The following is a 20,893-nucleotide window of genomic DNA, read 5'->3' as shown; positions in this document are numbered from 1 at the left end:
AAGCAGGACAGATAAAAAGATTCGCGTGTCGACTTATGCCCCTTTCTGTGATATGATAATCAAGAGATTATTATGAGCAGAAAGGGGCATTTTTTCGATGGCAGCAACATCTGAAAATAAGCCAAAACAATATATATCTGTCGGGATCCTGGCGCATGTGGATGCCGGAAAGACGACACTTTCGGAAGGAATCCTTTATCTTACCGGTCAGATCAGGAAGCTTGGAAGAGTTGACCATGGAGATGCGTTTCTGGACACGTATACACTGGAGAGAAGCCGGGGGATTACCATTTTTTCCAAGCAGGCGAATTTTGTGCTTGGAGACAAGCAGGTGACTCTTCTTGATACACCGGGGCATGTGGACTTTTCAGCAGAAATGGAGCGTACCTTGCAGGTTCTTGATTATGCAATCCTGGTTGTCAGCGGAGCGGATGGTGTGCAGGGACATACACGAACCCTGTGGAATCTTCTTGCAAGGTATCAGGTTCCGACCTTTATTTTTATAAATAAGATGGATCAGGACGGTACGGACAGACAGGACAGACTTACTGAATTAAAGCGGAAGCTCAGCGGAGAGTGTATGGATTTTGCAGAAGCGGGTGAAGAATTTCTGGAAGAGCTGTCTATGTGCGACGAGACGGTAATGGAAAGCTATCTGGAAAATGGAGAGATCACGGCGAGCCAGATTCAGACGCTGATCCGGGAACGAAAGGTATTTCCATGCTATTTCGGTTCGGCACTGAAGCTGGAAGGTGTGCAGGAATTACTGGACGGACTGGGAAAATACATGGACGGACCGGTAAGCGGGACGCATGCTGAAGAAGCATTTGGAGCGAAGGTATATAAGATATCCAGAGATTCACAGGGCAGCCGTCTGACACATGTGAAGATCACAAACGGAGTACTGAAGGTCAAAGAGATCCTGGAATATATGGCAGAGGAAGAGCCTATGCAGGAGAAAGTTAACCAGATCCGGATTTATTCCGGGGACAAGTACGAGATGGTGCAGGAAGCAGAAAAAGGCTGTATCTGTGCTGTGACAGGACTTACCCGGACTTATCCGGGACAGGGGCTTGGGATGCAGCAAGGTTCTTCGGCACCGGTACTGGAGCCGGTTCTGAATTATCGGGTGGAGCTGCCGGAAGGCTGTGATGTACACCGGATGCTGCAGAATTTCAGACAACTGGAGGAAGAAGATCCGATGCTCCGTGTAGTCTGGAATGAAGAGGCAGGAGAGATCCAGGTCCAGCTGATGGGCGAAGTGCAGACGGAGATTCTGCAAAGCCTTATAAAAGAACGGTTTGACGTGGATATTTCCTTTGGAAGCGGGAATATTGTTTACAAAGAAACGATTAAAAATACAGTTGAAGGAGTAGGGCATTTTGAGCCGCTGCGTCATTATGCGGAAGTGCATCTGATACTGGAACCGGGAGAGCCGGGAAGTGGAATCTCGATCGATACGATCTGCAGTGAGGATGTGCTGGACAAGAACTGGCAGCGACTGATCCTGACGCATGTGCTGGAAAGAGAGCATCGGGGCGTTCTGACGGGATCGGTGCTTACTGATGTGAAGATCACACTTGCCAGTGGACGTGCACATTTGAAGCATACAGAGGGCGGAGATTTCCGCCAGGCTGTGTACCGTGCGATCCGCCAGGGACTGATGCAGGCAGAGAATGTACTGCTTGAACCGTATTATGCATTTCGTCTGGAAATTCCGTCAGAGATGACAGGCCGTGCACTTACGGATATTCAGCGGATGAATGGAGAATTTGACGGACCGGAGACGGAAGATGATATGGCTGTGGTCACCGGAAGTGCACCGGTGTCTGAAATGCAGGATTATCAGAGAGAAGTAACCACATACAGCAGAGGAAGAGGGAAACTGTTCTGTACGCTGAAGGGATATTTTCCATGCCATAACCAGGACGAGGTTGTAGAGGCGATTGGTTACGATCCGGAGAGGGATGTGGAGAATCCGACGGGCTCTGTATTCTGTGCTCATGGAGCGGGATATAATGTACCGTGGCAGGAAGTGCCGGAACATATGCATATTGAGGCACAGCTTCCGAAGATCCTGGAAGAGCGGAAAAGGCTGGCAGGAGAGACAGAAAAAAGTCTGGATGAGACTGTACCGGTAAATTTACGCAAGGAGAAAAGCGGATCAGCTGAAGCAGCAGCCAGAGGCGGCAGGCATTATGCACGTAATGCCAGAGAAGACAGGGAACTGGAAGAGATTTTTATCCGGACTTACGGACGGGTAGAGCGAAAAGCCGATCGTCTTCCAAAGACTGTGACTGCAGGGAAAACGCCAAAAGCAAAGAAAGATGAAGAAGGCGTACAGGAATATTTGCTGGTAGATGGTTATAATGTTATTTTCGCATGGGATGATCTGAAAGAACTGGCAAAAGAGAATATTGAAGCAGCAAGAAATAAACTGATGGATGTGCTTTGCAATTATCAGGGGTTCAAGAACTATCCTCTGATCCTGGTATTTGATGCCTACAAGGTTGAAGGCGAAGCAATGGAAATCTTCAAATACCACAACATTCATGTTGTGTATACAAAAGAAGCTGAGACGGCGGATATGTACATTGAAAAGGTAGTACATGAAGTCGGAAGAAAGTATCATGTGACGGTAGTTACATCAGATGGTGTGGAACAGGTGATCACACAGGGACAGGGAGGTACGATCATATCTTCCCGGGAGTTCCTGGAAGAGGTGAAGATCGTGAACCGGCAGATTCAGGAAGAATGGGAGCTTCACAAAGAGAGTGCGAAAAATTATCTGTTCGATCATATGGACAGAGAGCTTGCCGGTCATATGGAAGAGGTCCGCATGGGCCGGAAAGAATTGGGTGAGAAAGCAAATGATCAATAAAGAGGAATTTCTGAAAACCTGTAATCTGACAGAGGATGACCTTACGGCTGCCCGGATTTCCTGGGAGGAGCTGACAGAGATCTATGAAGATTATATGTCAAAAACGAAATTGTTCCGTCATCTGGGAAAAGAATTTGTAGATGAATATATTTATGATATTGAGCGGGCAGGGATCCATTCCTACCGTTACAGAACCAAGAATCCAATGCACCTTCTGGAAAAGATCATCCGGAAGCGGAAAGAAAATTATGCAAAATTTGAACATATCAACAAATCGAATTACCACAAATACATCACAGATTTGATTGGTATCAGGGTTTTCTTCCTTTACCGGGAGGACTGGATCCATTTTCATAAGTTCATCACTTCGATGTTTGAAAATGATCCGAACAATTATATAGAGGACAGGCTGCGGGATTTTGATGAGGATCCGGAGCACTGCTATATCGCAGAACGTCCAAAAGTATATAAGCGTTCCGGGGATACAAGGATTTATGACAGTACGCAGATTGAAGTGCGGACAGGCGGGTATTACCGTTCACTGCATTATATCATCAAGTATCACGGATACTATCTGGAAATCCAGGGCAGAACGCTTTTTGAAGAAGGATGGAGCGAGATTGACCATGATATTGTGTATCCGTATTACAAGGATGATGAGATGCTGACGGAGTTTTCCGGACTGCTGAACAGGCTTTCGGGAATGGCAGATGAGATGAGTTCGTATTTCAGAAAGATGAAAGAACTCAGAGAAGAAGAACCGGATAAAAAATAAAGGATCTCTTGTAAAAATTAAAAATAGAAAGCAAAAGACGTTTAAAACAAAAGGAAATAAAGTATTGTAAAATTTGTTTGACAAATAAAAATTGTCTAATTATAATTACACCCATATTAAACGCGACGGGGCATAACAAAAAGTTATGTTCCGTTTGTTTTATATACTGGGAAATTACATTTCAAAGTATATAAGAACAGAAAGGTCAAATGCAAAGAGGCATAGCTGCAGAAAATTGCGGTTATGCTTTTTTGTTAGGCCAAGTGCCTGTTTTCATTGTGGAGTTTTTCGTTGATCCGAAAAACGGAACTTTGAAAACAAAAAAACCACCTGCAAGGTGAGTCAGCATTGCTTTAGCTTACAGAAAAACCTCCTGTGATACATAAGTGTATCAAGTTTTGTAGGGTATCTAAAGGGGAAGAGTACGTTAATGATCTTCGAAAGACATGCAAATTTGAAATATAAATTTGGGAACAGACATTTCTGGTGTCGAGGATATTATGTAGATACAGTAGGAAAAAATGCGAAGAAAATACAGGAATATATTCAAAATCAATTAAAAGAAGATTATGAATATGACCAGATGACGTTGCGGCTGGAGAACCATTTCGATGAGTCTTTAGACTCCAGCGTCGGGAAAAAGCCCTTATAGGGCGTGAACAAACCACTGGCTAAGCCGGTGGTTCTGATTAAATATTTTTTTCAGAATGAAAAATTGAATCATTTAGTATAAAACAGGCAACAGTTGACAACCCTGCGAAAATCAGTGTAATAGCAGCAAGTCCCAAAAAGAAAAATCCAAGAGAAATCTGATCAAATACCTTTCCCATAATTCCATAGCACAAAGCAGTGCTGCAAGTGCGCAGCATAGAAACAACGGATAAGATAGTGGCACGATATTTGGAGTCTATATAATCCTGGATAATACTGTCAGAAACAGCAAAAAGTATTTCCGGTATAAAACAGGCAATAATTGTAAAAATCAGGAAAACAGAAGGATTTTTCATGCGCATCAATAGCAGAAACAGAAATCCCTGTATGAATAAACCATATATAAATATCTGTTTCCGGTTTAATATTTTCAAAATAAATCCAACTAACAGGTAGGCTGCTGAATTGATAAAATACGATGCGGAAAAGAAAAGTCCAATTGTTGCAACAGTAATGTGAATTCGATCTAAAAACAATTGATTCATATTATAATATCCGCAAAATATACCATCTGTTATGCTGGAAATGAGGATGAAAAAGCATAAGATTGTTCCAGGTCTGTATTTTTTGAAATCGGTTTTGAGATGAACTGTTTTGGAATTATGTTCCGGTTCATCAATATTTTTTAAAAATACAATTGCAAAGAGCATGGTAATTATCTGAATACCATAAACAAGATTCCATGAATATGCAGCCAGTTCTCCACCGATAAAGATTGAAATACCAATTGTCAGTGATTCAAGTGAAAGAACTTTTAAATTTATTTTCAAATAGTCATTTTCAGTATGCTCTCTTTTTAAAATATCATATAATAATGCACTGTTACTACCGGTGACAAATGTGTAGGCAAATCCTTCCAATCCTGCTAGAATCATAAAAGCAACCGGTTTTTTGGAGATTATCATTGTAAATGAATGAAGTGCGAGTAAAAAGCATCCGAGCATCAGGGAGTTACGTTTTCCGAATTTATCACCAAAATAGCCGGTAGGTATTTCAAAAATGGTGATGGAAATATTTAACACAATGGAATAAAGTGCCACTTCGGAAACGCTTAAACCTTTGTGGGTTAAAAACAGCAGAAAAATTCCGCGGGTCAGGGCGATGGAAGTTAGTACCGTATATAGTGTGTAAAAAAGTAAGTTTTTGCTTTTATAAAATGGTTTCATGAGTGTACCTTTTTGTGATAATATTTGTGAATGAAATACAGTTATTCTTTAGTATATCATGCGTGAATTTATAAAGAAAGAAATATATAGAGAAGTGGGAAGCGAGCGTTGCTTACTTCCCACTTCCCGGTTATAATTGGAATAACAGAAATTAAGTCAGAAAGGATGGATTCAATGGAATATATAACATCTCTACAGGCAGCAGATAAATGGAATCTTTCAAAACGTCAGGTAAATGCGCTGTGCAAAAGCGGACAAATATATGGTGCAGTAAAAAAGGACAGCGTTGGATGATACTGGAGGATGCAACTTTTGAAAAATATCTCAATCATTACGATGTGATTTATCTGGATATTACCTTGTAGGAATTAATTACAAAAAAGCAACGAAAGAACATACCTGTGAAATAGAAGAGATTATTCTTTAATCAGGCATTTATGGAGGAAGAAAACCATGCGATTTCTTCATTTATCGGACCTGCACCTCGGCAAGCGTGTGAATGAATTTTCCATGCTGGAGGATCAGGCATATATTTTAAAAGAGATACTGAACATTATCGATGAGCAGAAGGTGGAAGCGGTTCTGATCGCGGGCGACATTTACGACAAGGTGATTCCGTCCGCAGAGGCGGTGAGGCTTCTGGATGATTTCCTGACAAGGATCGCCGCGAGGGAGCTGCCGGTGTTTCTGATCAGTGGAAACCATGATTCTGCAGAAAGAATTGCTTTCGGTTCAAGATTGATGAGCAGCAGACAGATCTATCTTTCACCGGTATTTGAGTCGGATGTAGAACCGGTAACGATAAGTGACCGGTACGGTGAGATCAATATTTACATGCTTCCATTTGTGAAGCCGTCTTTGGTAAAAAGAGTGTATCCGGAGGAAGAAATCATCACCTATCAGGATGCTGTAAATGCGGCAGTGCAGCATATGGAGATCGACACAGACAAACGAAATATCCTGCTTGCGCATCAGTTCGTGACCGGTGCGGCAAGATGTGATTCAGAAGAACTGTCTGTAGGCGGTGTGGATGATGTGGACGCATCTGTCTTTGACGGATTTGATTATGTGGCGCTTGGACATCTCCATGGCCCGCAGAAGATCGGGAAAGAGACAGTGCGGTATTCGGGAACGCCGCTCAAATATTCTTTTTCTGAAACCAATCACAAAAAAGCAGCAGTCATCGTTGATGTAGAAGAAAAAGGCAAAATAAATATTCAGCAGATTCCATTTTTGCCGAAACATGATATGCGGGAAGTCAGAGGCACGTATATGGAAGTGACTGCGCTGGATTTTTACAAGGATATGAACACGGACGATTATTTTCACATTACGCTGACTGATGAAGAGGATATCCCGGATGCGATCGGGAAGCTACGATGCATTTATCCGAATATCATGAAGCTGTCTTATGACAATCTGCGGACGAGAGCGGCAGGGACAGTGAGAGGAACGGCGGAAGTAGAGGAGAAATCCCCGATGGAGCTTTTAAGAGAGTTCTATGAGCTTCAGAACAACCAGCCCATGACGGATGAACAGGAAGAGATTGCCAGAGGAATGATGGAAGAAATATGGGAGGATGAGAGATGAGACCGATAAAACTTACGATTTCTGCATTCGGACCGTATGCAAAAGAGACAGAGATCATTCTGGATGAACTTGGTGAGCGGGGGCTTTATCTGATAACCGGCGATACCGGTGCCGGAAAGACCACAATTTTTGATGCAATCGCATTTGCACTTTACGGGGAAGCGAGTGGAAATGAAAGAGAGCCGGGGATGCTTCGGAGTAAATATGCGGATCCGAAGACGCCGACTTTTGTGGAATTGGAGTTCTTCTATCAGGGGCAGAACTACCATATCCGGAGAAATCCGGAGTACATGCGTCCAAAGGACAGGGGCGAGGGCATGACGCTGCAAAGAGCGGATGCGGTACTGGAATTTCCGGATGACAGGCTTCCGGTCACAAAGGCAAAAGAGGTCACGAAAGCAGTGACAGAACTGATCGGGCTCGACCGCGGACAATTTACTCAGATTGCAATGCTGGCGCAGGGAGATTTTATGAAGCTTCTGTTTTCAAAAACTGAGGAGCGGAGCAAAATTTTCCGGGAAATTTTCCATACCAGACCGTATCTTGCGTTTCAGGAGAAAATGAAAAATGCAAGCGGCAGACTGCAGGAACAGTATGAGGATGTCAGCAAAAGCATTTTGCAGTACATGAAGGATATCAGCTGTGATGAGGATGACGTGCTTGCTGCGGATGTGAAAAAGATCCGTGAGAGCAAAGCGGTGGTTCATGCGGACAAGGTTCTGGAACTTTTGGAAACTCTGACAAATCAGGATGCAGATTCGGTGAAAGAAAAGAAGAAGAATTTAACGAAGATCGAGAAAGATCTGGAAGAGCTGAACCAGAGAATCGGAAAGGCAGAGGCAGTGATCCGTGCAAAAAAGGAACTGGAAAAAGCGGAGCAGACGATAGCAGAGAAGACACCAACGCTGGAAGAACTGGAAATGGCACTGAAGAAAGAACAGGAAAAAGTGCCGGAAAGAGAGCAGTTAACAGAAGAGATCGGAAAGAGGCAGGAAAAGCTTGCAGAGTATGACGAATTAAAAAAACTTCAGAAGCAGATTAAAGAGCTTGAAAAACAGATTGAGATATTAAAGGGCCGGGAAAGCCAGTATCAGGAAAAGAAAGCGCAGATGCAGGCGCAGCTGGAACAGAAAAGGAATTTACTGGAACAACTGAAGGATGCGGAAATTAAAGTTCTGAAAGTTACAGCAGAACAAAAAGAGGTTTCAGTAAGAAAAGAAACGGCAGAAGACATTCTTATTCAATATAAAAGATACCAAAGACAGAAGAAAAGTGTGAAAGAGGCGCAGAAAGCATACCTTGTCATGCAGGAGGAATGTACAGAGCGAAAGACACAGCTTGCCTGGATGGAGAGGGCATTTCTGGATGAGCAGGCGGGGATTCTTGCAAAGGTTCTAAAAACGGGAGCGCCGTGCCCGGTGTGCGGATCGGTCCACCATCCATGTCCGGCACAGATGACGGAGGGTGCACCGGAGAAAGAAGAGCTTGAAAAATACCGGAAAGAGACTGCCGATGTGGAGAAAAAGACGAATGATGCAAGCTTTAAGGCAAATGAAAAGCTGGTCCAGTTAAAAGCGCTGGAAGAAGAAATCCAAAAGAGTGTGAAAAGCTTTGACAGCAGCATACAGGAAGAAGAGATTGAAAAATCGCTGGCGTTGATCGGTCAACAGATGGATGCCCTCGAAAAGTCAGAAAAGGAATTACAGAAAAAGCTGGAAGTAGCTAAAGAAGCAGTGGCAGAAAAGCAGAAGCTGGAAGCTGAGATCCCGGAACTGGAGCAGATGCAGAAAAAGCTTCAGGAGGAAGAACAGGAGCGAAAGGATCAGCTCCTTGTGTCTGAGAGAGATAAAGCAAATGCAGAAGAGCAGGCTGTGAAGGTGCGTGGCAAACTGGAATTTCCGGAGAAAGCAGAAGCAGAACAGAAGATCAAAGAGCTGGATAAGCAGAAAAAAGAGATCGATAAGAATCTGAATGCTGCCCAGAAGGCATTCCAGGACTGCAGTCAGTCGGTAGAAGCGGCAAAGACGAAGAAGAAAACGCTGGAGAAGCAGATTGCAGGTAATAAAGAAACCGATATGGAAGAGCTTGTGCAGGCACGACAGGAAGTATCAGGTGCGAAAAAAGAGCTTCAAAAACAGATGGAAGAGATCAGGATCCGTTATGAGAACAATCTGAAAATCAGGAATGCGATTGACAAGCAGAGTGCGAAACTTCTTGAGCTTGAGCGGAACTGGACACAGGTGCGTGAAATTTCCGATACGGTAAATGGAAAGATCAAAGGCGGATCCAAAGAAAAGATCAAGTTTGAGACCTACATCCAGACCAATTATTTTGACCGGATCATTGCCCGTGCAAATACGCGGTTTATGGTGATGAGTGGAGGACAATATGAGCTGAAACGCCAGACTGATACGGATGACCGGAAGAGTCAGAGTGGTCTGGAACTGAACGTAATCGATCACTACAATGGTTCTGAGCGAAGCGTGAAGACGCTTTCCGGCGGGGAATCCTTTAAAGCTTCTCTTTCGCTGGCACTCGGACTTTCTGATGAGATCCAGGCATCGGCAGGCGGAATCCAGCTGGATACTATGTTTGTCGATGAAGGATTTGGTTCACTGGATGAAGAGTCACTGGAACAGGCGATGAAAGCACTGAACGGTCTTACGGAAGGCAACCGTCTGGTGGGAATCATTTCCCATGTACAGGAATTAAAAGCAAGGATTGAGAAACAGATTGTGGTGACAAAGGAAAAAGCAGGCGGAAGCAGAGTGGAACTTAAGATTGACTGATCTGTGCCGGAGAAGAATTTCATGCTGAGATGAAGCGGAGCATCAATGGAGGTGGGGAAAATTCACCGAAACTGGAAGGAGAAGATGATTTTTATGAGCTGTTTTTTGCAGGACTGGAGCAGAAGGAAAATAAAAATCTAAATGAATAAAAATACTATGAAGAAATGGTTTTGACTTTCAGATATGCAACAAGTGTGTTAAGATAGGTACAGACTATTCATAAAATGTGCAAGAATATACAATTTGAAAAGAGCGAATATAAAAGGAAAAAGGAGTAAAAATCATGCCAGTTTTTGATTTTAAACACACACCAGATGAAAAAAAGACCCAGGAATGTACTTATACAACATTCCGCTCGAATGAGACAGAAGCGACAGCGGAGAAACCGATGCTGGTTCTGGATAACAGCAACCGGAAATGGAAGCATCATTCCTGTGGTGTTTTCACCAACCCGATTAAGAAGACATCCTTTGAATTTGACGAGGAAGATGGAACTGTAAGTGCGGACATTCTCCAGATCGATGCGAGATTTGTAAGCCTGATCAAATGGCTGGGCGAGAATCACATCAATGTCCGCCTTTCCGGTGAAAACCGTGCAGACGGCTATGCAGTATACAAGATCCGGGAGATCGCATTCGGTGGGGCAACCAAGCTTTCAGCTGAAGATGGTTTCCTGCAGTTCATGATCGAGCGTCTTTTCGCAAGCAGTGCGCCGACAGAAGAAGCAGTGGATGAGGAAATGGAAGAGGACGGCGACAGCATGAAGCTGACAAGCCTGCAGAGTATCACCGATTTTATGAACTGTGCAGGAAGAACCCTTCCGGACAATATCCGTCTGTGGGCAAGAAGAAACCTTGCTGTTGCAAGATCACACGAAGTGTCACCGGAAGAAAGAAGACATGCGCAGAGAGCTCTTTCAATCATGATGAATATTCAGTGGAAGAGCAATTATTTTGAATCCATTGATCCGGATGAGGCAAGAAGAATCCTGGATGAAGAGCTTTACGGAATGGAACGTGTCAAACAGAGAATCATCGAAACGATCATCCAGATCAACAGAACGCACACTCTTCCGGCGTATGGAATCCTTCTGATCGGACCGGCCGGAACCGGTAAATCGCAGATCGCTTATGCAATTGCACGTATCCTGAAGCTTCCGTGGACAACTCTGGATATGAGTTCCATTAACGATCCGGAACAGCTTACAGGAAGTTCCCGTGTATACGCCAATGCGAAACCGGGAATTATTATGGAAGCATTTGCGGCAGCCGGAGAATCCAACCTGGTATTCATCATCAATGAGCTGGATAAAGCAGCATCCGGAAAAGGAAATGGGAATCCGGCGGATGTACTTTTGACACTCCTTGATAACCTTGGATTTACGGATAACTATATTGAGTGTAACGTTCCGACAGTTGGCGTATATCCGATTGCAACTGCCAATGAAAAAGATCAGATCAGTGCACCGATCATGTCCCGTTTTGCAGTTATCGATATCCCGGATTATACACCGGCAGAGAAGAAGATCATCTTCTCCAGATTTGCACTTCCGAAGATCCTGAAGAGAATGAGCCTTCGTCAGGACGAGTGTACGGTGACAGATGAAGGTCTTGATGTGATAATTGAACTTTATTCCAATACATCAGGAATCCGTGATTTGGAGCAGGCAGCCGAACATATTGCGGCAAATGCACTGTACCAGATCGAGGTAAATCATGTAAAAGAAGTTGTGTTTGACGGAGAAGCAGTGAGAGCATTGCTTTCATAAGAAAATTAAAATATGAAAATGTAAATGATGATACCAGGGTCAAAAGATTCTATTTCTGTTAATATTTATAGATGCAGTAAAATTGCAGAAGGAGTCGGAAAAGAAAAATAGGGTACGGGTGACTTTGCACTATGGAGATGAGATCCAGTCAATTGTGGAAGCCATTGCTGACACAATTGACGGTTTCGGGAGCTCATCGGAATGCCCAGTGCAACGGAACCCGTACCCTATTTTTCTTTTCCGGCGGTGCTTATCATTCTACCCCTGTCTATAATAACTCAGGAAATCAGAAATTTTTCCCACAGCTTCTTTCAGAACTTCAATTCGTGGCAGATATACTACCCGGAAATGATCCGGCTGTTTCCAGTTAAATCCACTTCCCTGTACGATCAGGATCTTCTTATCCTGCAGCAGATCCAGTGCAAATTTTTCATCATTTACAATGTTGAACTTCTTTACATCGATCTTCGGGAACATATAAAATGCAGCCTGCGGTTTGACGGCAGTGATTCCCGGAATGTCAGTCAGTGCCTTGTAAATATATTCGCGCTGTTCGTAAATACGTCCGCCCGGAACGAGGTAGTCGTTGACGCTCTGATTGCCCCAGAGAGCGGTCTGAACGACAGACTGTGCCGGAACATTGGAGCAGAGACGCATATTGGAAAGCATCTTGATTCCTTCGATATAATCTTTTGCGATTGCTTTATTTCCGCTGAGAACCATCCAGCCAATACGGAATCCGGCGATCATATGGGATTTGGAAAGACCGCTGAAGGTGACGCAGAACAGATCCGGTGCCAGTGAAGCAATGGAAATATGTTCTTTTCCGTCCATAACAAGGCGGTCATAAATCTCATCTGAGAAAATGATCAGGTGATGTTCCCTTGCGAGATCAACAATCTTCTGCAGCACCTCTTTCGGATAAAGTGCTCCGGTCGGGTTGTTCGGATTGATGATTACAAGAGCTTTGGTACGGTCTGTGATCTTACGGCGCATATCTTCGATGTCAGGATACCAGTCAGACTGTTCATCGCAGATATAGTGAACAGCCTTTCCGCCGGCAAGTGTGGCACAGGCGGTCCACAGAGGATAGTCTGGTGACGGAATCAGGATTTCATCTCCGTTGTCAAGAAGAGCTGACATACACAGATTGATCAGTTCGCTGACACCATTTCCGGTGTAAATGTCACTGATCGTGACATTTGGCAGCTTTTTGATCTGGGAATACTGCATGATTGCTTTACGTGCAGAGAAAAGTCCCTGAGAAGGAGAATATCCTTCGCAGTCAGAAAGCTGCTGACTCATATCATAGATAACTTCATCCGGTGTACGGAAGCCGAACGGAGCCGGATTACCGATATTGAGCTTCAGTACATGGGTACCGCGTTCTTCCATACGGGCAGCTTCTTCAACAACCGGTCCACGGACATCGTATAATACATTATCGAGTTTGGATGATTTTTTGAATATATGCATGGCAGAACTTCCTGCATTATCGTTATCATTTTTGTCGGTTATTGTCTTTTTCATCGGTGTAGTTCCCCTTTTTGAAGAGTTTGAAGTTCCGACAGAACCAGAAGTCTTAGTGGTAGACGGAGCTTTTGGGGGAACGGAGTTGTTTTCCCGAGCAGTAAAGTTTTCCTGACTGTCACCGAGCAGCCAATCGGCATCTACGTGAAGCGTATCTGCCAGAAAATGGAGGATATCATTTCTCGGAACAGTTTTTCCGCTCACGTACTGGCTTACATGGCTTTTACCTAATTTTACATTATTTTCTGAGGCGATATGAACCAGATCAATCTGTTTCAGGTTCTGTGCATACATCGCCTCTTTAAGTCTATCTGAGAAAGTTGTCATTTGAGAATCTCCTTTCAAACTAAAAAGTTCAATTTAAGAATAAAACAGCGAAGTTCAAAACTTAAATTGATTATAGCACTTCGAATGATTTGGTTCAATAACAAATAATATTTTTGGTTCAAAAAGTTTGATTCTAGCAACGGCACCCTGAAAAAAGGCGGTATCCAGCCAAAATTCAGATGCTCTGGTAACTTAGTTGCCGAGTAGTTCACAAATAATGATAAGTATTACGTTTCAGGACGATAAAAGTTCCGGTAACGCATAAAGTTAAAAGTTCAGCAATTGCAACCGAGCACCAGACTCCGTTGATACCGAGAAGCAGTGGAAGTAGCAGAACCACTGCCATCTGGAAGACCAGTGTTCTGAGAAACGAGATCAGCGCAGAGAGCAGACCGTTGTTCAATGCGGTAAAAAATGCAGAGCCATAAATATTGAACCCGTTGATCAGGAACGTAAAGCTGTACAGACGGAACCCACTGCGTGTCAGTTCAAAAAGCCCCTGGTCATAACCGACAAACAATGTGGCGAGTGGTGTTGCGATGAGCTGCGCGATGATAAATAAGGAAACAGCCCAGGTTCCAATCAGCCGGATACTCTTGTGGAAAAGATTCTTTAGTTCATCCTGATTGTTGGCACCGTAGTGATAGCTGACGATCGGGGCACTTCCAATCGCATAACCAAAGAAGATCGAAACAAAGATAAAATTGACATACATGATCGTTCCGTAAGCTGCAACGCCGTCTTCACCGGCAAATTTCATGAGCTGCATATTATAAAGAGCATTTACAACAGAGCTGGAAAGATTGGTCATAAGCTCGGACGAGCCATTGGTACAGGTCTTTAATAAGATTCTGTCATGAAAATGTGTTTTTCCAAGCTTTAATAAGCTGGAATTTTTCCGTCCAAAGTAGAATAACGGGAAAAGCCCTCCGATAAACTCTCCACATACAGTCGCAAACTCGGCACCGGGAAGTCCGAGGTGGAGTACAGCTACAAATAAAAAGTCGAGAACCATATTGGTCACACCGGCGATCACGATCACGCGAAGTCCAAGATGTGGCTTTTCGGCAGTTACAAAAAAGCTCTGAAATACATTCTGCAGCATAAAAGCAGGCAGCGAAATGCAAAGAATGCGTCCATATAAAATGCAGTTGTCAAGAAGAGTACCGCTTGCACCGAATAAAATGGCAACCGGTTTTACAAGGAACATACTCAGGATTGCGATAATGATTCCTCCGATAGCAGTGATATAGACGAGCATGGAAAAATACTCATTGGCATTTTCGATCTTTCCTTCACCAAGCGTCTTTGCAACAATGGCACTACCACCGGTTCCGATCATGAAACCGAGAGCGCTGATGCCCATCAGAAAAGGCATGATCAGATTAACCGCTGCAAAAGCGCTTTTTCCAACAAAGTTGGAGACAAAAAGTCCGTCAACCACACTGTAAATGGATGTGAAGATCATCATTATAATAGAAGGAAACACAAATTGCAGAAGTTTTTTATAAGTAAAGTGTTCGGATAATTGAATTTTCATAGTTTATAGATCCTCCTCAAGGTTAGAAAGTCTAGAACGTAAGGTCTGATTATATTTGGCATTCAGGCGCAGAAGCTGTTCACATTCTTCGGGACTGAAAGAAGCTAAAGTATCATTTTCAATCTGGATGAGAGGAAGCAGCTTTTCCTGAATAAGCTTCTTGCCGGAAGCTGTAAGATGGATATGCATACTTCGTCCTTTTCCGGGTGAGAGGGTAAGATAACCGTCGGTCTGCAGTTTTCGTATAGATGAATTAACCGTCTGCTTTGGCATGCAGGAAGCTTTGCAGATATCACGCTGCAGGCAGTTATCGCCTATTTCAAAAATTGTATAGAAGATGTCTAACGCACTGTCCGAAAGTTGAAGTTTTCGGGCAATCTCGTGATAGATGTCATTTGCTTCTTTATATATGTGATTGTATTCTTTTAAATATTTGCTGATAAGTACAGTAGAATCCGTGTTCATGGCTCACCTCATTTAAATAATTATGTAGATTTCGAAATCAGATGATAGTAAGTCCGAAATCGTACTTGGTATATTGTAGTCTGAATTCTGACTTATGTCAAGTGGATAATAAAAAGAAATAAGCTGTGCATAATGCATAAAATCTATAAATTTTTAAGGAATGATTAAGGCTGTGTATGTATAATATCAAAAAAGAAAAAAGGTATGTAATCATGTGATTTGTATACATTTACAATACAAGTATAGAGAAAATGAAAGTTGTATTGTTAGCTCATGAAAATTTTACACATAACGCACAAAAATCTAGTTTTCACTGAAAAAAAACGATCACTATAAGGACATAATGCACAAAATGAATAAAAATATTACATTTTTGATGGATAAAATACACGTTTAAAATACAACTTTGAACAAAAACTTTCTTGTATTTTCTTGAAAAGCACAGACTCAAATAATATAATCAAATCATCAAGAAAACGGAGATGGAGGAGAAGATATGAAAAAAGTTTTCAAAAAAGTAACAGCAGCTACAATGGCAGCTACAATGGTAGTCGGACTTGCTGCATGTGGTGGTAGTGGAAGTGGATCTTCTGACAAGAGTGCTTCAAAATCAGACAAGATCAAAATTGGTGTTTCTATTTGGTCTTCAACAGACGTACTTGGATCACAGTGTAAGAAGATCCTTGATGAAGCAGCAAAAGCTCTTGATGTCGAAGTACAGTATGTTGACCAGGGACATGTTTCTGAAAAAGTTACAGCATCTGTAGAACAGCTTGCAGCAGCAGGATGCCAGGGAATCATCATCTGTAACTCATCTGATACAGAAATGACATCTGCTATCAAGACATGTAATGACAACAAAGTTTATCTTGCACAGTTCTTCCGTGTAATCAGTGAAAAGAACAGCGCAGATATTTATCAGGTAGCTAAAGATTCTGATTACTACATCGGAGCTGTACATGAAGATGAACCGGCAAACGGTGAAGAACTTGTAAACATCCTTCTTGAAAAAGGAGATCGTAACATCGGTCTTATTGGCTGGGAGCAGGGAGATGCTACATGGCTTGGAAGATGGGAAGGTTACAAAGCAGGCGTTGAAAAATGGAATAAAGAAAACCCGAACGATAAGGCAACTCTTTCTGAACCACAGTATGCAGGTACAACTTCAGAAGGTGGATCAAAAGCAGCAGAAGCTTTAATGGCAGCAGATCCAGATCTTGATGCACTGATCCCAGCTGGTGGTGGTGGAGATCCACTTCAGGGAGCAATCGCAGCAGTTGAACGTGCAGGCAAGACAAGTGATATTGATATCGTTTCTACAGACTTCCTCCCAGACCTTGGAGAAAGACTTGAAAATGGATCTATGGCTGGTGAATCTGGCGGACATTACTGTGACCCGCTGATTTCCTTCATGATGGTTTACAATGCAATCAAAGGAAACTACAAAGACTTCGGTGGCAAATTCGAAGATGTTCCATTCCCATATCTGTATGTATCATCACCAGATGACTACAAAGCATATGAGAAATATTTTGTAGACCAGCTTCCATACACAGATGAAGAACTGGTTGATATGTCTAAACTCAGCATGGAAGACTTAAAGGCAACAGCTGCTAAGTTATCTATTGAAGATGCAGCATCACGTGCAGGTAACTAGGATAGACAAATAATAACGACTATTAACTCGGAAAGGGTGACGTCGCAAAGGCGATGCCACCTTTTCTAAATCAGAAATGACAATTATGAAGAGGTAGATAATATGGGCACTAGTAAAAAACTTTCAGGGAAAGTGATGGGATATCTGATCTTAATCGGTCTGGTCGTACTTTCCTGGCTGATCTTTAAAATCTTGACACCACATAACTTCGGTTCCTTTTCCAATATGCTCAATTACTTTCAGGCGAGCCTGATTGCTACCGTAGGTGCAGTTGGTTTTTATTTTGTAATGGTAATGGGAATGTTCGATTTCTCAATTGGTGCAAACATCATGCTTTCCGCAATCGTTGGATGTGTATTTGCAACCAGATTCAACATGGGCTATTTGGGACTTATTATTGGATGCGTTCTTACAGGCGCAATCGTTGGAATACTGAACGGTATCTTCTATGTAAAGCTTCGTATTCCATCAATGATCGTAACAACCGGTCTGGCTCTTATTTATGAGTCAATCGCAAACTATATTGCAGGCGGTGTTGAGCAGACGCTTCCGGCAAATATTCGTGCATTTGGTCAGATGCCATGGGATATTATTCTTGCATTAGTGGCTTGTGTAGTAGCTTACATATTCTTAAACTATACTAAAATCGGAACTTATACCTATGCAATCGGAAGTGATGAATTCGTTGCAAAGAATATGGGTATTAACGTAAATAAATATAAAGTACTTGCATTTATCTTAAGTGGTGCGTTCCTTGGGGTTATGGCAATCCTGACAATCAGCTATGGTTCATCTATGGTAGCTGTTACCGGAATGGCATCTATGAGCCGAAACTTCGTTCCGACCATGGGATGTTTCTTCGGCCTTGCATTTAAGAAATACGGAATGCCGCTTCCGGCAATCATCATCGGTGAGTTCGTAATCAACATCATTTTCTTCGGTTTCATTGCTCTCGGAGCACCGACTGCAATTCAGGATGTTATCACAGGACTTGCACTGCTTATTATCATTACTGTGACAACAAAGGCTACTAAGGGCGAAATCGTCAAGTAATGAAGGGAGGAAGACAGCAATGAGTGAAGTAAGATTACAGGTAAAAAATCTTTGTAAAAACTTCGGTATTACAAAAGCAGTTCAGAATGTATCCTTCAATGTAAATAAAGGAGAGGTTCATGCGCTGATCGGAGAAAATGGTTCTGGTAAATCAACTCTGACCAACATGCTGACTGGTATCTACAGCATTGGAAGCGGACAGTTCATTCTGGACGGAAAAGAAATCCATCCGAAGAATCAGGTAGAAGCAAATAATGAAGGTGTATCTATCATCGTACAGGAACTTGGAACTCTGTCAGGGCTTACAGTTGCAGAGAATATTTTCCTTGGACATGAGGATCAGTTCGTACATTTTGGAATTAAAAATACAAATGCTATGAACAAGAAAGCAACAGAGCTTTTAAAGAAATATGGTTTTGACAGAATCAAAGCAGCTGATATGATCGATCATTACAATTTTGAAGACCGTAAGCTGGTTGAGATTGTAAAGGCTACATACTTTGATCCGAAGATTGTTGTTATTGATGAGACAACAACTGCTCTTTCACAGGAAGGACGTGAAGAGCTTTACAAACATATGGAAAGAATCAAAAAGAGTGGAAATACAGTTATTTTCATTTCTCATGACCTTCCGGAAATTCTTGACAAGTCTGATACAATTACAATTCTTCGAGATGGTGTTTACATCGATACCGTTAAGAGTAAAGATGTAACAGAAGATGATCTGAAGAAGCTGATGGTAGGACGTGAAGTAACAGGTGATTATTATCGTGCAGATTATGGCGAAAAAGTATCTGACGAAGTTGTATTATCAGTAAAGAATGTTACTGTTCCTGGATTGATCGAAGATGTAACATTTGATCTTCATAAAGGTGAAATCCTTGGATTCGGTGGACTTTCAGAATCTGGTATGCATGAAATCGGAAAAGCTATTTTCGGTGCATCTTATGACCGTACAGGTAGCGTAACACTGGCAGATGGAACACAGATTAATGATATTCCGACTGCGATCAAACACAGCATTGCGTACACATCAAAAGACCGTGATAATGAATCTGTTGTTCTGAATCAGAGTATCGGAGACAATATCTGCCTCCCATCACTGGATGAACTGGCAGGAAAGTCACATCTTTTAAGTGATAAGAAGCGTAAAGAATTTGCAGACAAATATGCAAAACAGATGTCTGTAAAGATGGTAGATGTAAACCAGTTTGTATCAAATCTTTCAGGTGGTAACAAACAGAAAGTCGTTCTTGCAAGATGGATCGGAAAAGATTCTGACATTGTTGTACTGGACAGCCCGACACGTGGTATTGATATCAAAGTTAAACAGGATATTTACCAGTTAATGAATCAGATGAGAAAAAATGGAAAATCCATTATCATGATTTCGGAAGAGCTGATGGAGCTGATCGGTATGTGCGACCGTATCGTAATTATGAAAGATGGAAAAATCAGTGGTCAGCTGGATAGAGATAAGAACCTTGATGAAAACGGTCTTATTTCTATGATGGTATAAGGAGGCAGCTATGGGAAGTCAAGTAAGTGCAAAAACAAATGATAAAGAGCAGCAGCTGAAAAAGGCATCTAAAATGGCCTTAATTCGTTCGCTCCTGCCAATCGTAGGATTGGTTGTTATTTTCCTGTTATTCAATGTCCTGACAGATTTCCGTATGATGGGAAATATGTCACTGGTACTTTCACAGGTATATGTAACTATGATTGCAGCTATGGGTGTTTTCTTCATTATGACAATGGGAGGTCTGGATTTCTCTCAGGGATCTATCCTCGGTATTTCATCCATCGTTGTATGTATTCTTTCACAGAAAAGCATTCCACTCGCAATTATCGGTGGCATTGCATCTGGTGCGGCAATTGGAGCTCTGAATGGTTACTTCTATGTATTCCGTAAGATTAAATCCTTCATTGTTACAATTTGTACCATGTTCTTATTCCGTGGATTTATCAAATACTTTACAACAAATGCACCTGTTGCGGGTTCTGCAAAACTGATCAACTATGACAGTACAGGACTTAAGATTGCATGTACGGTAGTTATTTTGATTATTGGATTCATTGCATTCCGTTATACAAAGTTCGGAACTTATCTGAAAGCAATCGGAGCCGGTGAAAAAGCAGCAATGTTCTCTGGTATCCGTACAGATAAGATGAAATTCCTCATCTATGTACTTGCAGGTGCAATTACAGGATTTGCGGCATTTATCAATGTAATCAAAGTCGGATCGGTTACATCTTCAGGTGGTAACCAGCTGGAAACACAGATTCTGATCGCGCTGGTATTAGGTGGTATGCCGATTTCCGGTGGCGCAAAGGTTCGTTTTGAAAATATTGTTGTTGGATCTTTACTGTACATCGTACTGAACAGTGGACTGACAATGATGGGATTCACAACACAGATGATGCAGCTCATTCAGGGTGTTGTATTCCTGATCTTCGTGGCAGTATTCGCAGACAGAGAATCTATCCAGGTAATCAAATAATAATTTACATATTGGGGAACTGACAGTTCTCGTTTACGAGAAGAATTTTCCGGATGTATACAGATCGGAAGTCAGGATTTGCAGTCCAAATAAGATTGCGAATCCTGATTTTTGGTCTATGTGGCAGAAATGGAGAGTTT

At 42.3% G+C, this 20,893-nt stretch carries 13 protein-coding genes and 1 pseudogene; 10 read left to right on the top strand and 4 right to left on the bottom strand.

The window, feature by feature from the left end; all coding sequences use genetic code 11:
* Positions 1–97: 97 nt before the first annotated feature.
* The 3 genes and pseudogenes from AB5213_RS00750 to tnpA all read left to right on the top strand — a co-directional run.
* On the top strand, positions 98–2,881 hold the full coding sequence (locus AB5213_RS00750) for a translation factor GTPase family protein (protein ID WP_175305761.1): 2,784 nt from the start codon (positions 98–100) through the stop codon (positions 2,879–2,881).
* The gene (locus AB5213_RS00745; RefSeq protein WP_008373342.1) at positions 2,871–3,656 is read left to right on the top strand and encodes a hypothetical protein; all 786 of its coding nucleotides are present in this window, start codon (positions 2,871–2,873) and stop codon (positions 3,654–3,656) included. Before AB5213_RS00750 ends, AB5213_RS00745 begins: the two co-directional genes overlap by 11 nt.
* A 382-nt stretch (positions 3,657–4,038) precedes the next feature.
* Positions 4,039–4,308, top strand: a pseudogene (tnpA, locus tag AB5213_RS00740) (IS200/IS605 family transposase); the annotation flags it as partial.
* A gap of 37 nt (positions 4,309–4,345) precedes the next feature.
* Here tnpA and AB5213_RS00735 read toward each other — a convergent pair.
* Complete coding sequence (locus AB5213_RS00735; protein WP_368276209.1) at positions 4,346–5,533, bottom strand: MFS transporter; 1,188 nt, start codon at positions 5,531–5,533, stop codon at positions 4,346–4,348.
* Between the two features lie 453 nt (positions 5,534–5,986).
* Here AB5213_RS00735 and AB5213_RS00730 point away from each other — a divergent pair, with 453 nt between their 5' ends.
* The 3 genes from AB5213_RS00730 (at position 5,987) to AB5213_RS00720 (ending at position 11,680) form a co-directional block, all read left to right on the top strand.
* Positions 5,987–7,123: an exonuclease SbcCD subunit D gene (locus AB5213_RS00730; RefSeq protein ID WP_008373349.1), complete on the top strand. Its 1,137-nt coding sequence runs from the start codon at positions 5,987–5,989 to the stop codon at positions 7,121–7,123.
* On the top strand, positions 7,120–9,912 hold the full coding sequence (locus AB5213_RS00725; RefSeq protein WP_368276208.1) for an AAA family ATPase: 2,793 nt from the start codon (positions 7,120–7,122) through the stop codon (positions 9,910–9,912). Before AB5213_RS00730 ends, AB5213_RS00725 begins: the two co-directional genes overlap by 4 nt.
* Positions 9,913–10,195: 283 nt before the next feature.
* Complete coding sequence (locus AB5213_RS00720; RefSeq protein WP_173685266.1) at positions 10,196–11,680, top strand: AAA family ATPase; 1,485 nt, start codon at positions 10,196–10,198, stop codon at positions 11,678–11,680.
* 258 nt (positions 11,681–11,938) lie between these two features.
* Here AB5213_RS00720 and AB5213_RS00715 read toward each other — a convergent pair whose 3' ends face one another.
* The 3 genes from AB5213_RS00715 to AB5213_RS00705 form a co-directional block, all read right to left on the bottom strand.
* Positions 11,939–13,537 (bottom strand): aminotransferase class I/II-fold pyridoxal phosphate-dependent enzyme, encoded by a 1,599-nt coding sequence (locus AB5213_RS00715; protein WP_252198690.1) that lies wholly within the window; start codon positions 13,535–13,537, stop codon positions 11,939–11,941.
* A 208-nt stretch (positions 13,538–13,745) separates the two neighbouring features.
* Positions 13,746–15,077 (bottom strand): MATE family efflux transporter, encoded by a 1,332-nt coding sequence (locus tag AB5213_RS00710; protein WP_368276207.1) that lies wholly within the window; start codon positions 15,075–15,077, stop codon positions 13,746–13,748.
* A gap of 3 nt (positions 15,078–15,080) precedes the next feature.
* Entirely contained in the window at positions 15,081–15,542 is a 462-nt protein-coding gene (locus tag AB5213_RS00705; protein ID WP_022220036.1) for a MarR family winged helix-turn-helix transcriptional regulator, read from the bottom strand.
* 496 nt (positions 15,543–16,038) lie between these two features.
* Between AB5213_RS00705 and AB5213_RS00700 the strand changes: the two genes are divergently transcribed.
* The 4 genes from AB5213_RS00700 to AB5213_RS00685 all read left to right on the top strand — a co-directional run bounded on the left by AB5213_RS00700 (position 16,039) and on the right by AB5213_RS00685 (position 20,753).
* Positions 16,039–17,199, top strand: coding sequence for a sugar ABC transporter substrate-binding protein (locus tag AB5213_RS00700; RefSeq protein WP_055247479.1), 1,161 nt, complete (start codon positions 16,039–16,041; stop codon positions 17,197–17,199).
* A gap of 102 nt (positions 17,200–17,301) precedes the next feature.
* Positions 17,302–18,252 carry an ABC transporter permease gene (locus AB5213_RS00695; protein WP_022220034.1) on the top strand — a complete coding sequence of 317 codons (951 nt, stop codon included), beginning with the start codon at positions 17,302–17,304 and terminating at the stop codon, positions 18,250–18,252.
* A gap of 19 nt (positions 18,253–18,271) precedes the next feature.
* Positions 18,272–19,771, top strand: coding sequence for a sugar ABC transporter ATP-binding protein (locus AB5213_RS00690; protein WP_008373376.1), 1,500 nt, complete (start codon positions 18,272–18,274; stop codon positions 19,769–19,771).
* 10 nt (positions 19,772–19,781) lie between these two features.
* The gene (locus AB5213_RS00685; RefSeq protein WP_008373378.1) at positions 19,782–20,753 is read left to right on the top strand and encodes an ABC transporter permease; all 972 of its coding nucleotides are present in this window, start codon (positions 19,782–19,784) and stop codon (positions 20,751–20,753) included.
* The last annotated feature ends 140 nt before the right edge of the window (positions 20,754–20,893 follow it).

The organism is Coprococcus sp. RTP21204st1_G4_RTP21204_210225, from assembly GCF_040915385.1.
Taxonomy (GTDB): domain Bacteria; phylum Bacillota; class Clostridia; order Lachnospirales; family Lachnospiraceae; genus Allocoprococcus; species Allocoprococcus comes.
This window is presented reverse-complemented; position numbering and strand designations above follow the sequence as displayed.

Coding starts and splice junctions, on each gene's coding strand:
- AB5213_RS00750 (WP_175305761.1), top strand. CDS start 98: ATGGCAGCAACATCTGAAAATAAGCCAAAACAATATATATCTGTCGGG.
- AB5213_RS00745 (WP_008373342.1), top strand. CDS start 2,871: ATGATCAATAAAGAGGAATTTCTGAAAACCTGTAATCTGACAGAGGAT.
- AB5213_RS00735 (WP_368276209.1), bottom strand. CDS start 5,533: ATGAAACCATTTTATAAAAGCAAAAACTTACTTTTTTACACACTATAT.
- AB5213_RS00730 (WP_008373349.1), top strand. CDS start 5,987: ATGCGATTTCTTCATTTATCGGACCTGCACCTCGGCAAGCGTGTGAAT.
- AB5213_RS00725 (WP_368276208.1), top strand. CDS start 7,120: ATGAGACCGATAAAACTTACGATTTCTGCATTCGGACCGTATGCAAAA.
- AB5213_RS00720 (WP_173685266.1), top strand. CDS start 10,196: ATGCCAGTTTTTGATTTTAAACACACACCAGATGAAAAAAAGACCCAG.
- AB5213_RS00715 (WP_252198690.1), bottom strand. CDS start 13,537: ATGACAACTTTCTCAGATAGACTTAAAGAGGCGATGTATGCACAGAAC.
- AB5213_RS00710 (WP_368276207.1), bottom strand. CDS start 15,077: ATGAAAATTCAATTATCCGAACACTTTACTTATAAAAAACTTCTGCAA.
- AB5213_RS00705 (WP_022220036.1), bottom strand. CDS start 15,542: ATGAACACGGATTCTACTGTACTTATCAGCAAATATTTAAAAGAATAC.
- AB5213_RS00700 (WP_055247479.1), top strand. CDS start 16,039: ATGAAAAAAGTTTTCAAAAAAGTAACAGCAGCTACAATGGCAGCTACA.
- AB5213_RS00695 (WP_022220034.1), top strand. CDS start 17,302: ATGGGCACTAGTAAAAAACTTTCAGGGAAAGTGATGGGATATCTGATC.
- AB5213_RS00690 (WP_008373376.1), top strand. CDS start 18,272: ATGAGTGAAGTAAGATTACAGGTAAAAAATCTTTGTAAAAACTTCGGT.
- AB5213_RS00685 (WP_008373378.1), top strand. CDS start 19,782: ATGGGAAGTCAAGTAAGTGCAAAAACAAATGATAAAGAGCAGCAGCTG.